Origin of the sequence: Robertmurraya mesotrionivorans (genome assembly GCF_050971805.1) — a bacterium.
Taxonomy (GTDB): domain Bacteria; phylum Bacillota; class Bacilli; order Bacillales; family Cytobacillaceae; genus Robertmurraya_A.
The window spans coordinates 146775-163474 of the sequence record NZ_JBPCCH010000001.1; the positions used below are offsets into that span (position 1 = coordinate 146775).

At 38.7% G+C, this 16700-nt stretch carries 13 protein-coding genes; 12 read left to right on the forward strand and 1 reads right to left on the reverse strand.

Annotation, left to right across the window (positions count from 1 at the left end):
• Positions 1-37 precede the first annotated feature (37 nt).
• The 8 genes from dnaE to ACRX5O_RS00780 all read left to right on the forward strand — a co-directional run bounded on the left by dnaE (position 38) and on the right by ACRX5O_RS00780 (position 10905).
• Positions 38-3397 carry a DNA polymerase III subunit alpha gene (dnaE, locus tag ACRX5O_RS00745; RefSeq protein ID WP_433904202.1) on the forward strand — a complete coding sequence of 1120 codons (3360 nt, stop codon included), beginning with the start codon at positions 38-40 and terminating at the stop codon, positions 3395-3397.
• Between the two features lie 120 nt (positions 3398-3517).
• Positions 3518-4756, forward strand: a complete 1239-nt coding sequence (gene ystJ, locus ACRX5O_RS00750; RefSeq protein WP_433904203.1) for an NADP-dependent malic enzyme — start codon at positions 3518-3520, stop codon at positions 4754-4756.
• A 13-nt stretch (positions 4757-4769) separates the two neighbouring features.
• Entirely contained in the window at positions 4770-5393 is a 624-nt protein-coding gene (locus ACRX5O_RS00755) for a FadR/GntR family transcriptional regulator (protein WP_433904739.1), read from the forward strand.
• A gap of 144 nt (positions 5394-5537) precedes the next feature.
• Entirely contained in the window at positions 5538-6419 is an 882-nt protein-coding gene (accD, locus tag ACRX5O_RS00760; RefSeq protein WP_433904204.1) for an acetyl-CoA carboxylase, carboxyltransferase subunit beta, read from the forward strand.
• Positions 6404-7384 carry an acetyl-CoA carboxylase carboxyl transferase subunit alpha gene (gene accA, locus ACRX5O_RS00765; RefSeq protein WP_433904205.1) on the forward strand — a complete coding sequence of 327 codons (981 nt, stop codon included), beginning with the start codon at positions 6404-6406 and terminating at the stop codon, positions 7382-7384. Before accD ends, accA begins: the two co-directional genes overlap by 16 nt.
• Before the next feature lie 293 nt (positions 7385-7677).
• Positions 7678-8637: a 6-phosphofructokinase gene (gene pfkA / locus ACRX5O_RS00770; RefSeq protein ID WP_433904206.1), complete on the forward strand. Its 960-nt coding sequence runs from the start codon at positions 7678-7680 to the stop codon at positions 8635-8637.
• Between the two features lie 32 nt (positions 8638-8669).
• The gene (pyk, locus tag ACRX5O_RS00775) at positions 8670-10427 is read left to right on the forward strand and encodes a pyruvate kinase (protein ID WP_433904207.1); all 1758 of its coding nucleotides are present in this window, start codon (positions 8670-8672) and stop codon (positions 10425-10427) included.
• Between the two features lie 91 nt (positions 10428-10518).
• Entirely contained in the window at positions 10519-10905 is a 387-nt protein-coding gene (locus ACRX5O_RS00780) for an FxsA family protein (RefSeq protein WP_433904208.1), read from the forward strand.
• 29 nt (positions 10906-10934) lie between these two features.
• On the opposite strand, the gene ytvI is transcribed toward ACRX5O_RS00780, so the two are convergent.
• The gene (ytvI, locus tag ACRX5O_RS00785; protein ID WP_433904209.1) at positions 10935-12014 is read right to left on the reverse strand and encodes a sporulation integral membrane protein YtvI; all 1080 of its coding nucleotides are present in this window, start codon (positions 12012-12014) and stop codon (positions 10935-10937) included.
• 248 nt (positions 12015-12262) lie between these two features.
• Here ytvI and ACRX5O_RS00790 point away from each other — a divergent pair, with 248 nt between their 5' ends.
• The 4 genes from ACRX5O_RS00790 (at position 12263) to mdh (ending at position 16585) form a co-directional block, all read left to right on the forward strand.
• Entirely contained in the window at positions 12263-12721 is a 459-nt protein-coding gene (locus tag ACRX5O_RS00790) for a DUF441 domain-containing protein (protein WP_119709365.1), read from the forward strand.
• A gap of 242 nt (positions 12722-12963) precedes the next feature.
• Complete coding sequence (citZ, locus tag ACRX5O_RS00795) at positions 12964-14082, forward strand: citrate synthase (protein ID WP_433904210.1); 1119 nt, start codon at positions 12964-12966, stop codon at positions 14080-14082.
• Positions 14083-14270: 188 nt separating this feature from the next.
• A complete protein-coding gene (gene icd, locus ACRX5O_RS00800; protein WP_433904211.1) occupies positions 14271-15539 on the forward strand; it encodes an NADP-dependent isocitrate dehydrogenase in 1269 nt (422 codons plus the stop codon).
• A gap of 107 nt (positions 15540-15646) precedes the next feature.
• Positions 15647-16585, forward strand: coding sequence for a malate dehydrogenase (gene mdh, locus ACRX5O_RS00805; protein ID WP_433904212.1), 939 nt, complete (start codon positions 15647-15649; stop codon positions 16583-16585).
• Positions 16586-16700: the final 115 nt, after the last annotated feature.

Below are 16700 nucleotides of genomic sequence, written 5' to 3' on the forward strand. Positions count from 1 at the left end.
AATAAAAGAAGAATGAAGCAGTTAGGGTGTGATATATATGTCTTTTGTTCACCTTCAAGTGCAAAGTGCGTTTAGTTTATTATCAAGCACAGCTTCCGTTGAACAATTGGTAAAGGGAGCAAAAGAAAAGGGATTTACGATGCTCGCATTAACTGATTACAATGTCATGCATGGTGCAGTCACCTTTTATAAGCAATGCTTAAAGCATGAGATGAAACCGATCATTGGACTTACAGTGGATGTTCAAAGTGAAATAACTTCCAATAGGGCGTACCCGCTTGTACTTTTAGCAAAAAATCAGGTGGGATTCCAAAACTTAATGAAAATTTCTAGTGTTGTACAAACGAAGTCAAAGGAAGGTATTCCATTAAAATGGCTTAGACATTACGCGACGGGATTATTTGCGATTTCTCCTGGCCGTACGGGAGAAATCGAATCATATTTAATAGAGAATAACGAAGAACAAGCAGCAAAATGTGTGGAGTTATATAAACATATATTTGGAGAAGATAGCTTTTATCTGTCCTTGCAAAATCATAACGTTCCTGCTGAAACAAGTCTTTTAAACCAAGTCGTCACTCTAGGGAACTCTCATTCGGTACAAACGGTCGTCACAAATGATGTTAGATATTTACAACAATCTGATTCATTTGCCCATGAGTGTTTGTTAGCCATAAAAAATGGGGAGAAGTTGCAGGATGATGACAGGGAACGTTTGGAGACAGACCAATATTATTTAAAAACGAGCTCAGAGATGGTTGAACTTTTTACAGACTTCCCTGAAGCGTTAGAAAATACTTGGCGAATTGCTGAAGAATGTAATGTTATGGTTGAGCTACATAAGCAAAAGCTTCCTAAGTACCCAACACCAGAGGGGGAAACGGCAGAAGGATTGTTAGAAAAGCTTTGCACGAAAGGACTTACTGAAAGGTACAGCCATGTAACCGATTCACACACAAATCGATTACGATACGAATTAAGCGTAATAAAGAAAATGAAATTTGCTGATTATTTTTTAATTGTTTGGGATTTTATGAGGTTTTCACGTGACCAGCATATATTAACTGGTCCAGGTAGAGGTTCGGCAGCAGGATCATTGGTGTCATATGTGTTGTACATTACGGATGTAGACCCGCTAAAATACGATTTGTTATTTGAAAGGTTTTTAAATCCAGAACGTATCACAATGCCTGATATCGATATCGATTTTCCGGATCATCGCCGAGATGAGGTGATAGAGTATGTTGCTAACAAGTACGGAGAAGCACATGTGGCTCAAATCGTTACTTTTGGTACGTTGGCAGCGAAAGCGGCCCTTCGTGATGTTGGAAGAGCCTTTGGATTGAATACAAAGGAGCTCGAAGGTCTGTCAAGAACGGTACCTTCGCAGCTGGGGATATCATTAAAAGACGCCTACGCTCAGTCGGAAAGGCTCCGTGCATTTGTCAATGAATCTTCTACAAACCAAAGACTGTTTGAGACAGCTGTAAAGTTAGAGGGTCTTCCCAGGCACACTTCCACCCATGCAGCTGGGGTAGTCATTTCTGAAGAACCGCTTGTTAACACTGTTCCCATAAGTGAGGGCAGTCAATCTGTATATCTCACTCAGTATGCGATGGACGATCTGGAAGAGGTTGGATTATTAAAAATGGATTTTCTGGGCTTAAGGAATTTAACTCTCATAGAATCTATTATTGATATGATTAAAAAGAGAGCAAGGATCAATCTCGATATAAAAACGATCCCTTTGGATGATCAGGATACGTTTTCCATGTTAAGCCGTGGAGAAACGACGGGTGTGTTTCAATTAGAGTCTGAAGGGATGAGAAACGTATTAAAACGGTTAAAGCCAACAAATTTTGAAGATATTGTTGCGGTAAATGCTTTATACCGTCCCGGACCTATGGAAAATATTCCGATGTTTATAGATAGAAAGCATGGGAAAGAACATATCTCGTATTTGCATGAAGATTTGAAGCCGATTCTTGAAAATACGTATGGGATCATCGTGTATCAAGAACAAATCATGCAAATTGCCTCAACGATGGCGGACTTTAGCTTAGGTGAGGCTGACTTATTGAGGAGAGCGGTTGGAAAAAAGAAAAAAGAAATTCTTGATAAAGAAAGACAGCATTTCGTTGAAGGTGCAATTACAAAAGGGTATGAGACAAGCATTGCCAATGAGGTATATGATCTTATCGTAAAATTTGCAAACTATGGATTTAATAGGAGCCATGCGGTTGCATATAGTGTGATTGCGTATCAACTTGCATACCTTAAGGCGAAATATCCTGTGTATTTTATGGCTGCGTTATTATCCTCAAGTATAGGGAATGAATCAAAAATTGCTCAATATATAAAAGAATGTCGAGAAATGGGTATTCAGATTTTGCCGCCAACCATTAACAAAAGCGGCTATACCTTCTTAGTGGAAAATCATGCGATTCGATATAGTCTTACAGCCATAAAGGGGATAGGTGTTGCTGCTTTAAAAGGCTTGTTCACTGCTAGAAAGAGCAAGAAATTTACGGACCTTTTTGATTTTTGTATTCGAGTGTCAGCTAAATCTGTTAACCGCAAGGCATTAGAATCGCTCATCCATTCCGGTAGCTTCGATGAATTCGGAGAAGACCGTGCCGTGCTGTTAGCTAGCCTTGACGTTGCTTTAGATCATGCACAGTTAGTAAATCCGGATGACGCCCATCAGGGGGATTTATTTTCAGATGATGAATTTTTCCTGAAACCAAAGTATGTAAAAGTTGATCCGATAAGGGCTGAAGATAAACTAATGCAGGAAAAAGAGGCACTAGGCTTATATCTTTCGGACCATCCCGTTTCGATCTATGAAAGAGAAGCAAAGTTGGAACAAGCAATGGCTATTTCCTCCATTTCAAACGAAGGAAGAAATGTAAGGGTTTTGGTGTATATTACTGAATTGAAGAAAATCCGTACAAAAAAAGGAGAAACCATGGCTTTCTTGACTGTATCGGATCAAAGTGGTGATATGGACGCGGTTGTGTTTCCTAATGTTCTTAAAAGATATTCGATTCTCTTACAACAAGGTAATATTGTGATTTTTGACGGGAAGATCGAAGAACGAAATGGAGCAAAGCAGCTCATTATATCATCGGCCAAGGAAGTAGTTAAAAACGAAGAAGTGGCGGAAGATAAAAACGTACTATACCTAAAAATACAGAAGCATCAAGAGCAAGGTGAATTCTTGCACATATTAAAGAAATTGTTAAACAGGTATAGTGGAGGAACACCTGTTATTCTTTACTACGAAGAAACTAGGAAAAGTATAAGGCTTGGTAAAGAGGATTATGTACAACCCACAACGGTTCTCTTAAGAGAAATCCAATCGCTGCTAGGTTCAGATAATGTCATTTTGAAATAATTAGCCTTTACATCCTTTTGTATTATGTTATATTGTTGTATTGTTGTAAGTATACGTGGTCTGACCACTAAATGGGGATGGAGAAAAGAAAGTTATTTTAACTAAGGGGTGGAATGCATTTTGACTTTACGTGAAGAAGCATTACATATGCACAGAGTAAACAAGGGTAAGCTCGAGTCAAAATCAAAAGTTCAAGTTAGGAATGCAAATGATCTAAGCCTTGCCTATTCGCCAGGAGTGGCCGAGCCTTGTAAAGAAATTTATGACAAGCCTGAAACGGTCTATGATTATACGATGAAAGGGAATATGGTTGCTGTTGTTTCTGATGGAACAGCTGTCCTTGGACTAGGAAACATCGGTCCAGAAGCAGCACTTCCGGTAATGGAAGGAAAGGCTGTTTTGTTCAAAAGCTTTGCAGGAGTTGATGCATTTCCAATCTGCTTAGGTACAACCGACGTCGAAAAAATTATTGAGACCGTCAAGTTATTAGAACCAACATTCGGGGGCATAAACCTTGAAGACATTGCTGCTCCTAATTGTTTTGTGATTGAGGAGAGGCTAAAAAAGGAAACAAATATACCTGTTTTTCATGATGATCAGCATGGTACAGCAATCGTTACAGTTGCTGGTTTAGTGAATGCGTTAAAGCTAGTTGGCAAATCAATGAATGAAATCAAGGTCGTAGCTAACGGAGCTGGTGCAGCAGGGATTGCTATTATGAAACTTCTATATACCTATGGTGTACGGGATATTATTATGTGTGACACTAAAGGTGCTATATATGAAGGCAGACCGTTTGGAATGAACGATATAAAAAATGAAATAGCCAAATATACGAACCGTAACCAAGAAACAGGTAGTCTTGCAGATGCACTAAAAGGTGCTGATGTGTTTATTGGAGTTTCTGTTGCAGGTGCCTTAACAGGTGAAATGATTCAAACAATGAATGAGGATCCAATTATTTTCGCTATGGCGAATCCAACACCGGAGATCATGCCTGAAGAAGCAAAAAAAGCTGGAGCGAAGGTTATTGGAACAGGACGTTCTGACTTCCCGAATCAAGTAAATAATGTACTAGCTTTCCCTGGAATCTTCAGAGGTGCTTTAGACGTAAGAGCCACTCATATAAATGAAAAAATGAAGGTGGCAGCGGTTGAAGCGATTGCTAGTCTTGTTTCTGGTGATGAGCTAAGCGCCGATTATGTGATTCCTGCACCATTTGATCCACGAGTAGCTCCTGAGGTAGCAGCAGCAGTGGCAAAGGCAGCGATGGAAACAGGTGTAGCCAGATTGAAGGTTGATCCTTCGGAGATTAAGGCTAGAACAATTGAGCTTTCTGTAATTGGAAAGAGCGAGTGATAACCAAGTGGGAATAGAACCAGTGGAACGAGGCTCAAAGGTTTATTTAGAAATTGTTAAACAGCTTCGCATCATGATTGAGCAGGATGGCCTAAAGCCAGGTGATAAAATTCCATCAGAGCGAGAACTTTGTGAGCGTCTTAATGTAGGACGCTCCTCTGTTCGTGAGGCTTTAAGAGCTCTAGAGCTTTTAGGACTTATTGAGACCCGGCGAGGAGAAGGTACATTTATACGGGATTTTCGTAGCAACCAGCTTGTACAGCTTCTTGGTACGTTTGTACTTCAAGATACAAAAGCAAAACAAGATGTGATTGAAACGAAATATTTAATTGAATTAGATTGTTTAAGACTCATTCTCCGAAGAAATAATGAAAAGCAACTAGAAAATTTAAAGGAATGGATTGAATGTTCCGAGTTTACAGATGATCAGTTTTTTATAAAAATTGTTGAATTAGCGGATAATCATCTTTTCTATCGTATTTGGTCGATATTAAATGATTATTATGATGCACTAAAGCTTCCGAAGATGGAGAGAAAAGATCCGTTCTACTCCTCAATCGTTCAAGCCTTACTAGGTGGGAATGAGGCGGAGGTTCTCCAATCTTATTATACCTTACGAAAACTGTCGAATGATTAACGACAAATATCTGCAGAATTTGTTGTGGCATTATACTAACATGATAAAAAGAACTAGACGAGCCTTCGTGTAATAAGGCATTATTTTTCATTATAGTGGTCTGACCACAGAGATTATACTAGAAACACATGGGGAGGTTTCAGCTTGCCAATTAAAGACCTATTTACAAAATCAAAGAAGAAAAAATATGCTACTATTCCAACCGAAGCAGCCAAGCAAGATGTCCCAGAAGGGATAATGACCAAGTGTCCAAACTGTAAAAAAATCATGTATTCCAAAGAGCTAATGAAAAATCTGAAGGTATGTGTTCACTGTGGATACCATCACCCGATGAATTCAAAGGAGAGGCTTAGTAGCTTCGTCGACGAAGGGAGCTTCGTTGAACTTGATCGTTACATGATTTCTGAGAACCCGCTTGGATTCCCCGATTATATAGAAAAGCTTGAAAAAGATCGAGAGAAAACCAATTTAAACGAAGCCGTTGTGACCGGTGTTTGTAAAGTAGAAGGCTATGATGCAGTAGTCGCAATTATGGATTCTACCTTTAGAATGGGAAGCATGGGCTCTGTAGTTGGCGAAAAAATTACGAGAGCGATCGAAAAAGCCGGTGAGCTTTCCATCCCGTTTATCATTTTTACTGCTTCTGGTGGAGCAAGGATGCAAGAGGGAGTATTAAGCTTAATGCAGATGGCGAAGACTAGTGTGGCGCTTAAAAAGTTTAGCGACGAAGGTAATTTGTTCATATCAATCATGACACACCCAACCACTGGTGGAGTTTCTGCTAGTTTTGCTTCTCTAGGTGACTATAATTTTGCTGAACCAGGTGCATTAATTGGATTTGCCGGTAGAAGAATTATTGAACAAACCATTAGAGAAGACCTTCCTGAGGATTTTCAAACAGCGGAGTTCCTTTTAAAGCATGGTCAGCTAGATGCTGTTATACCTAGAAATGACTTAAGGGATAAAATTTCAACATTGCTTGACATTCATAAGCCTGGAGGTGAAATAGAATGGTTGGAGAGCTAGAATTCGAAAAACCTGTTGTTGAGCTGAAAAAGAAAATTGCAGAGCTAAAAGAATTTACTATGAATGCAGAAGTAGATTTGTCAGATGAAATTGAAAAGCTTGAGGCAAGACTTCAAAAACTTGAAAAAGATATTTATGACAACATGAAGCCATGGGATAGAGTGCAAATTGCGAGACACCCTGCCAGGCCAACTACTCTTGACTATTTATCCATTATCTTTTCTGATTTTATTGAATGTCATGGGGACCGCTTTTTTGGAGATGACGAAGCCATTGTAGCAGGAGTAGCAAAATTCCAAGGGTTGCCTGTTACTATTATTGGTCATCAGCGAGGGAAAGATACGAAGGAAAATATCCGCAGAAATTTTGGCATGCCACATCCTGAAGGGTACCGTAAAGCATTGAGACTTATGAAGCAAGCGGAGAAATTCAATCGTCCGATTATTTGCTTTATAGATACAAAAGGTGCGTATCCTGGGAAAGCTGCCGAAGAAAGAGGTCAGAGCGAAGCGATTGCAAAAAACCTTTTTGAAATGGCAAGCTTAACCGTACCTATTGTTTGTATTGTCATTGGAGAAGGTGGAAGTGGTGGAGCACTAGCTCTTGGTGTGGGTGATCATATCCATATGCTTGAAAACTCAACGTATTCGGTTATTTCCCCTGAAGGAGCTGCAGCTATTCTATGGAAGGATGCCTCTCTTGCGAAACAAGCAGCGGAAACGATGAAAATCACTGCACCAGACTTAAAGGAACTTGGAGTAATTGATGAAATTATTTCTGAGGTTCGAGGTGGAGCCCATAAAGACGTAAATGCTCAAGCAGAAAGTATTAGGGAGACGATCCAGCAGTCATTAAAGAAGTTGTTACAACTAAAAGAAAATGAACTGCTTGCATTAAGATATGAAAAATACAAGAACATGGGTAAATATACATTTTTGCACGAATATATAGGTGTAAATGGTTGAGTGTGTTTCGACACACTCTTTCTTATTTTTTAAGAGAAATCCCAATTAAATGACAATGAAAATAGAATTATGAACTTTTTTAGAAAAAAAGGGTGGTATTAAGCGCTTTCAATAAAAAAACTATTTCGTCTATTGATTTTATGTTTATGATAGAGTTGAGAACATTGTTTCTTCATGGTATTTTAGAAATATTCCCGGGTATTCTGTAAATAATAGTAGTGCATCACGTGTCGTATTATTCATCTTCTAACTATACATAATACTTCAACAATCCAATACAGAGGTGATTTGCATTGAAAAGAATCGGTGTGTTAACAAGTGGTGGAGATTCACCAGGTATGAACGCAGCTGTACGTGCGGTCGTTCGTAAGGCAATTTTTCATGATATGGAAGTCTATGGAGTATATAATGGCTACTCAGGCTTAATTAACGGAAATATCAAGAAATTAGAACTAGGTTCTGTTGGTGATATTATTCATCGTGGAGGAACCATGCTTTATTCTGCTCGTTGTGAGGAGTTTAAAACAAAAGAAGGTCAGCAAAAAGGAATTGAGCAATTAAAGAAATTTGGTATTGAAGGCTTAGTTGTCGTTGGTGGCGATGGTTCCTACAGAGGTGCAAAAGCATTAACAGAGCAAGGTTTCCCTTGTATTGGTGTGCCAGGAACAATTGATAATGATATACCAGGTACAGATTATACAATTGGATTTGATACTGCTCTAAATACGGTTATTGATGCAGTTGACAAAATTCGTGATACGGCGACATCGCATGATAGAGCGTTTATCATTGAAGTTATGGGTCGAGATGCAGGCGATATTGCTCTTTGGGCTGGTTTAGCAGGAGGAGCCGAAACAATCATTATTCCAGAAGTTGGGTATGACATGGATGAGATTGCAGCTCGTTTGAGAAGTGGTCATGATCGTGGCAAAAAACACAGTATCATCATTGTTGCTGAGGGTGTATGCAGCGGTAATGAATTCAGTAAGAAAATCAAGGATGCAACCGACCTTGACACTCGTGTGTCTGTGTTAGGACATATTCAACGAGGTGGATCTCCTACTGCAGCAGATAGAGTACTTGCTAGCCGTCTAGGGGCATTTGCAGTTGAGTTATTGTTACAAGGCAAGGGTGGAAGAGCGGTAGGTATTGAAAAGAATGAGCTCATTGACCACGATATCATTGAAATTTTAACTAGAAAGCATACGGTAAATCAAAGTATGTACAACTTGTCAAAAGAGCTATCCATTTAACGTTTTTAAAATATTAGGAGGTCCACAATTGTATGCGTAAAACGAAAATTGTTTGTACTATAGGCCCAGCAAGTGAAAGCGTAGAAAAATTAACACAGCTGATTGAAGCTGGGATGAATGTTGCTCGTCTAAACTTCTCTCACGGTGACCATGAAGAACACGGTGCTCGTATTAGAAATATCCGTGAAGCTGCGAAGCAAACAGGAAAAACGGTTGCTATCCTTTTAGATACAAAAGGTCCAGAAATTCGTACGAATAATATGGTAGATGGTGCAATTGAGTTAGTTGCAGGAAACCATGTGATTGTTTCAATGACTGAGGTTGAAGGAACGGTCGATAAATTCTCGATTACTTATCCTGGATTACTTGATGATGTGAACGAAGGATCAAAAATTTTACTTGATGACGGTTTAATCGGCTTAGAAGTAACTAAGATTGACCGTAATGCTGGAGAAATTCATACCAAAATTTTAAATACGGGCACACTTAAAAATAAAAAAGGTGTAAACGTACCAGGTGTTTCTGTAAATCTGCCAGGAATAACAGAAAAGGATGCAAACGATATTATTTTTGGTATCGAGCAAGGAGTTGACTTTATTGCTGCTTCCTTTGTACGTCGTGCATCAGATGTACTAGAAATTCGCCGTTTATTAGAGGAACATAATGCAACACATATCCACATTATTCCTAAAATTGAAAATCAAGAAGGTGTTGATAAAATCGACGAAATTCTTGAAATCTCTGACGGGCTAATGGTTGCACGTGGTGACCTTGGGGTAGAAATTCCTGCGGAAGAGGTACCTCTTGTTCAAAAAAGCTTAATTAAAAAATGTAACGCACAAGGGAAGCCAGTTATTACGGCTACTCAAATGCTTGATTCTATGCAACGTAACCCTCGTCCAACAAGAGCGGAAGCTAGTGACGTAGCAAATGCCATCTTTGATGGAACAGACGCTATTATGCTTTCAGGGGAAACAGCTGCTGGTGTGTATCCTGTAGAAGCGGTTCAAACGATGCATAATATTGCATCTCGTGCAGAATCTGCATTAGATCATAAAGAAATCTTATCTAACCGTAGCAAAGACAATGAACATAATATTACAGATGCAATTGGACAATCTGTTGCACACACAGCATTAAATCTGGATGCTAATGCGATCATTGCTCCTACGGAAAGTGGTCATACGGCTAGAATGATCTCTAAATACCGTCCAAAAGCTCCAATCGTGGCTGTTACATCTGATGACGGTGTATCTCGTCGCTTATCACTAGCTTGGGGTGTGTATCCTCAAATCGGAAAAAAAGCCACTACTACTGATGAGATGCTTGATACAGCAGTAGAGGAAAGCTTAAACAGTGGTATCGTTTCTCGCGGAGATTTAGTGGTAATTACTGCTGGAGCGGTAAATGTTAAAGGTACAACAAACTTAATGAAAATCCATGTTGTTGGTGACGTAGTATTAAAAGCTCAAGGAATTGGAAGAAAAACAGCTTTTGGTAAAGTTGTGATTGCTAACTCAGCCAAAGAAGCATTAGAAAAAGTAACAGAAGGTTCTATCCTTGTTACGATTGGCTCAGATGCTGATATGGTTCCAGCAATTGAGAAATGCAGTGCGTTAGTTACGGAAGAAGGTGGCTTAACAAGCCATGCTGCAGTAGTAGGACTTAGCCTTGGAATTCCAGTAATTGTAGGCGCTGAAGGTGCAACTGCTAGCTTAAAGGATGGACAAGAAATTACAATTGACGCTTCACATGGTGTCATTTATAACGGTCACGCAAGCGTTCTGTAATAGAAGAGAAGAGGTAGCCTAATGGCTGCTTCTTTTTTGCTGTTTTTAAGGAATACACATATAATAAAAGGACAACTAGGAGGCGATTATTTTGCGTTATATCGTTTTACTATTAATTATTATACCGGCAGCAGAAATCGGTCTTTTGTTATTATCAGGTAAAACTATTGGTATCTGGACCACCTTAACTCTTATCATTCTAACTGGCTTGCTTGGTGCCTACCTAGCAAAGCAACAAGGACTAGACACGATTAGAAAGGCTCAACATCTCCTACAATCAGGTCAAATGCCTGGCGATGTTCTATTGGATGGAGTTTGTATTATTATCGGAGGCACACTTCTATTAACACCAGGTTTTATAACAGATGCAACGGGTTTCCTATTACTAGCGCCTCCAACAAGAAAATTTTTCAAAATTATACTCAGCAAAGCATTCCAAAATTGGATGAATAAAGGAAGAATTAAGATTATTAAATAAGAAAAGTCCATTCTCAGAAGAATGGACTTTTATGCTTCTTTCCCCTTAATAAAGGACCAAATATCTTTAAATACATTTGCTCGGTGCAGGGTTGTGATGATGACAAGGGTAACAGGTCCTGCAATTAACCCTAAAAAGCCAATTAATTTAAACCCAACAAATAACGCAATTAAAGTTGCAAGAGGATCAAGACCTATGTTTGAGGATAATACTTTTGGCTCCATGACCTGTCGTTGGACAAGCACAATGATATATAAAACTCCTAAACCAATTGCTATACTCATCTCTCCAGCAACTGCCTCATAAATAATCCACGGAACAAACACAGCACCTGTTCCTAGGTAAGGAATAATATCGACTAATCCTGTTACAAGTGCGATGGTAATCGCATAATCTACACGTAAAATCAAAAGCCCAATAAGGATGATCACAGTTGTAATAGAAATTAAAGTTAGTTGAGCTTTTATAAAGCCGAATAGCGCTTTTTTTAAGTCTTTAAGTACCCTCTTTGTGCTGCTTTTTGCACGGTTTGGAATGATCTTATTGCTAAACCGTGAGAGGCGATACCAATCTTTACTAATGAAAAAAGTTGCCAACAAGGAGAATATGACTACGGTTGCAGCATTTGGAAACCAAGATAGGATATTAGGTATATTTCCAAAGAAGCTTTGTACAAAATCTCCAATCGTAGATCCAATTGTTCTTCCGACATTTTGTATATTGGTTAAGATAGTGTCCTGCTGACCAGTATCTAATGAATTAAATAAGCTTGTTAATTGATTATAGAGAGGAATAATCTGACCAGCGATAAAGTCCTCAATAAAATTAATAAGAGTATCTAAATGTCTTGGTACGACATCAGCTAAATAGTCTGCACCAGACACAATTTCTGCAATTAATAAAGTAATGAATCCTGCAAATAATGCAAAAATAAAGATAATCCCTATTAAAACAGCAAGTGCTCTAGGTAACCGACCTTTGCTTTCTAAAAAATTTACAAATGGATTTAGCATAAAAGCAATTAAAAGGCCGATGATAAAAGGGTATGTAACCTTTGAAATTTGAATTAGGATAAAAACGGATAAAAGTACACTAACAATTACGATCATAAATCGCATAGTTCTAAATAAATAGGTGAGATTCAGATTAATCGTCCTCCTAATGGTAGAGTGAATGGTAGACTAGCTTACTCTTTATTTTACCTACGTATGAAGATTATGGAAAGTTTTGTTTATGGAGAATAATGTTTTACTTATTTTTCGACAAATCTAGTGGCTTTTCGGAAAGGATGGTTCGATTGTTTATTTGCTGAGTTTTCCTATGGTAAAATAACATCTATATGAAGGAGGCCTTGAGATTGCTAACACAAGCTAGCTTATTTTTGCTCATTTTATTACTAATTGGTTTTATCGCAAAAAACCAATCTTTAATAATTGCCGTTGGGGTACTATTGTTACTTAAAATAATTGGTGTGGATTCAAAAATATTTTCTTATATCCAATCAAAAGGAATTAACTGGGGAGTAACGGTCATCACTTTCGCTGTATTAGCTCCTATTGCAAGTGGTGAAATAGGTTTTAAAGACCTAACGGCTGCCTTTAAATCGCCATATGCATGGATTGCTTTAATATCTGGGATGGCGGTAGCGTTAATAGCCAAAGGTGGCATAACACTTTTAGCGAAGGATCCCCACATTACCACCGCGCTTGTGCTGGGAACGATCCTGGCTGTTTCTCTTTTTAAGGGTGTTGCTGTAGGACCTTTAATTGGTGCGGGTATCGCGTATTTAGCAATGAAATTTTTTGAACTCTTCTAAAAGGTGATAAGTTTTATGAATTACTAGACTTAAGTTTTTCTAATAAAATATTAATTTTTTCACATTTTAGGCGGTTTTCGTTCACAAATGTCAGATAATTGTTTATAATAGGACTTGTAAGCGCATCCTTTTTATGGGTGTGAAAAAATTTATAGTCTTATAGTTATCTATAATGTTAATATTTTAATAACTCAGAGAGTTTAGAAGGGTTAGCGAATCACTTTGTAAAGGAGAGGGTCAATATGACAGCAACACGTGGTCTTGAAGGGGTAGTAGCTACGACTTCCTCTGTAAGTTCAATCATTGATGATACACTAACATACGTAGGGTACGATATTGATGATTTAGCAGAGAATGCCAGCTTTGAAGAAGTAATCTATCTTCTTTGGCATAGAAGACTTCCTACACAGCAAGAACTAGCAGAGTTAAAAAGCCAATTGTCGGTAAATGCAGAGCTACCAAAACAAGTGCTTGAGCATTTTAAGTTATATCCAATTAATGAAGTACACCCAATGGCGGCACTTCGAACGGCTGTTTCGCTATTAGGTTTGTATGACGAAGAAAGCGATGTAATGGAAGAGCAAGCAAACTATCGCAAGGCAGTTCGTCTTCAAGCTAAGATGCCTGCAATTGTGACAGCATTTGCGCGTATTCGAAAAGGGTTGGAGCCAATTCCACCTAGAACAGACTTAAGCTTTGCAGCTAATTTCCTTTACATGCTTTCAGGAAAAGAGCCAGAGCCAATTGCAGTGGAAGCCTTTAACAAGGCACTTGTCCTTCATGCAGATCATGAATTAAATGCATCTACATTCACAGCACGTGTATGTGTAGCAACTTTATCGGATGTATACTCAGGTGTAACATCAGCTATTGGAGCATTAAAAGGTCCTTTACATGGTGGAGCAAATGAAGCTGTAATGAAGATGTTAACTGAGATTGGAACATTAGAAAATGTTGATACTTATGTTCGTGGCAAATTAGCGAACAAGGAAAAAATCATGGGCTTTGGTCACCGTGTTTACAGAAAAGGAGACCCTCGTGCAAAACACTTAAAGCTTATGGCAGAGAAACTCACTAACTTAACAGGCGAACCACATTGGTTTGAAATGTCTACAAAAATTGAGAGCATTGTAACCGGTGAAAAGAATCTTCCACCAAACGTAGACTTCTACTCTGCTTCTGTATATCATAGCTTAGGAATTGACCACGATTTATTTACCCCAATCTTTGCAGTAAGCCGCGTTTCTGGTTGGTTAGCTCATATTCTTGAACAATATGAAAATAATCGATTGATTCGTCCAAGAGCAGACTATACTGGTCCTGGAATGCAAAAATATGTAGCGATTGAGCAAAGAGGATAAAATTAAATAGAATACAGCATTTTACTTTTAGCTAAAATATTGCTGTAATAGAGAGAGGAGAGGTTAGAGGCATTTGGCTCTAACCTTTGATTCTGATGTTGCCCGCTATGGATAGAAATCTTTTATACATATTGATTGACCTTAAGTGAGGCACATCTTGTTAGACAAAATGGAGGGAGAATTATACTATGCAAGGTGAAAAAATTACTGTAACAAATGGAGTTTTAAATGTACCAAATCATCCAGTAGTACCTTTTATTGAAGGAGACGGCACGGGACCTGATATTTGGGCTGCAGCTTCTAAAGTGCTAGATGCTGCTGTTGAAAAAGCTTATAACGGTGAAAAGAAGATTGTATGGAAAGAAGTACTTGCAGGTGAAAAAGCGTTCAATCAAACAGGAGAATGGCTGCCAAACGAAACGTTAGAGTTAATTAACGAATATTTGATTGCTATTAAAGGGCCTTTAACAACACCAATTGGTGGCGGAATTCGTTCACTGAATGTTGCTCTTCGCCAAGAGCTTGATTTATATGTATGTTTACGTCCAGTTCGCTGGTTTGAAGGAGTTCCTTCACCAGTTAAACGTCCTCAAGATACAGACATGGTAATTTTCCGTGAAAATACAGAAGACATTTACGCTGGTATTGAGTATGCCAAAGGTTCGGATGAAGTGAAAAAGCTTATTTCTTTCCTTCAAAATGAAATGGGAGTAAATAAAATCCGCTTCCCAGAAACATCAGGACTTGGGATCAAGCCAGTGTCTGAAGAAGGAACTGCTCGTCTAGTTCGTGCTGCAATTGAGTATGCGATCAAAGAGGGACGTAAATCTCTAACTCTTGTTCATAAAGGTAACATCATGAAATTCACTGAAGGTGCGTTTAAGAACTGGGGTTATGAGCTTGTTGAGAGAGAATACGGAGATAAAGTGTTCACATGGGCACAGTATGACCGTATTAAGGATGAAAAAGGCACTGAAGCGGCTAACCAAGCTCAAGCTGATGCAGAAGCACAAGGAAAAATCATCGTGAAGGATGCAATTGCAGATATTTTCCTTCAACAAATTCTAACTCGCCCACGTGAGTTTGATGTAGTTGCAACGATGAACCTTAACGGAGACTATATTTCTGATGCACTTGCTGCACAAGTAGGTGGAATTGGAATTGCACCTGGTGCAAACATCAACTATGTAACAGGCCATGCTATTTTTGAAGCTACACACGGTACAGCACCAAAGTATGCTGGATTAGATAAAGTAAATCCTTCATCTGTTATTCTTTCTGGTGTATTAATGCTTGAACATCTAGGCTGGAATGAAGCAGCGAAGTTAATCATCGATTCAATGGAGAAGTCAATCGCTTCTAAAGTGGTTACTTACGACTTTGCTCGTTTGATGGACGGAGCAACAGAAGTGAAGTGCTCAGAATTTGGAGATGTGCTTATTAAGAACATGGGATAATTTGTTCTAGAGGCTGTTCTTTCTAGAACAGCCTTTTTATAATTGTTTTACCTTTTATGAAAAAGTGACCTAGGGCAATGACTTTTAAAATGTAGGGGGAAAAGGTTATGTCAATGATGCGTAAAAAGATCTCGGTAATTGGTGGGGGCTTTACTGGAGCTACAACAGCTTTTCTACTTGCACAAAAGGAACTTGGAGATGTCGTTTTGCTGGATATACCGCAAATGGAAAATCCAACAAAGGGAAAGGCTCTTGATATGCTTGAAGCAAGTCCGGTTCAAGGGTTTGATGCAAATATTACAGGTACAGCAGATTATGCAGATACAAAGGATTCTGATATTGTTGTTATCACCGCTGGAATTGCGAGAAAACCTGGAATGAGTCGCGATGATCTCGTTCAAACCAATCAAAGGGTTATGAAAGCTGTCGCATCTGAAGTAGCTAAGTACTCACCAAACTGTACGATTATCGTTTTGACAAATCCAGTGGATGCGATGACATATACTGTTTTCCAAGAAACTGGTTTCCCGAAAAATCGTGTCATTGGTCAATCAGGTGTTCTAGATACTGCACGTTTCCGTACATTTGTGGCCCAAGAGTTAAACTTATCTGTTAAAGACATAACGGGCTTTGTACTAGGTGGCCACGGTGACGATATGGTCCCTCTTGTTCGATACTCATATGCTGGTGGAATTCCACTTGAGACATTACTTTCGAAGGAACGCCTAGAGGCTATTGTTGAACGTACGAGAAAAGGTGGAGGAGAGATTGTTAACCTATTAGGAAATGGAAGTGCTTACTATGCACCTGCTGCTTCTCTAGTAGAAATGTGTGAAGCAATCTTAAAAGATCAGCGTCGTGTTCTCCCATCTATTGCTTACCTTGAGGGTGAATATGGATATAAAGGTATCTACCTTGGGGTACCAACGATCCTCGGAGCTAACGGAATAGAACAAGTAATTGAGCTTGAATTAACAGATGAAGAAAAGAGTGCTTTAGATAAATCAGCAGCTGCTGTACGAAATGTAATGGACGTCTTAGTTTAATAAAATCGAAAATTCGGGGGTTTTTCCCCGAATTTTTTGTTTTTCTATGCTTTTGCTATAATAAATGTATAAGATTCGAAATGAGAACGATTTCATTTATTGGAGGTATCGTCAC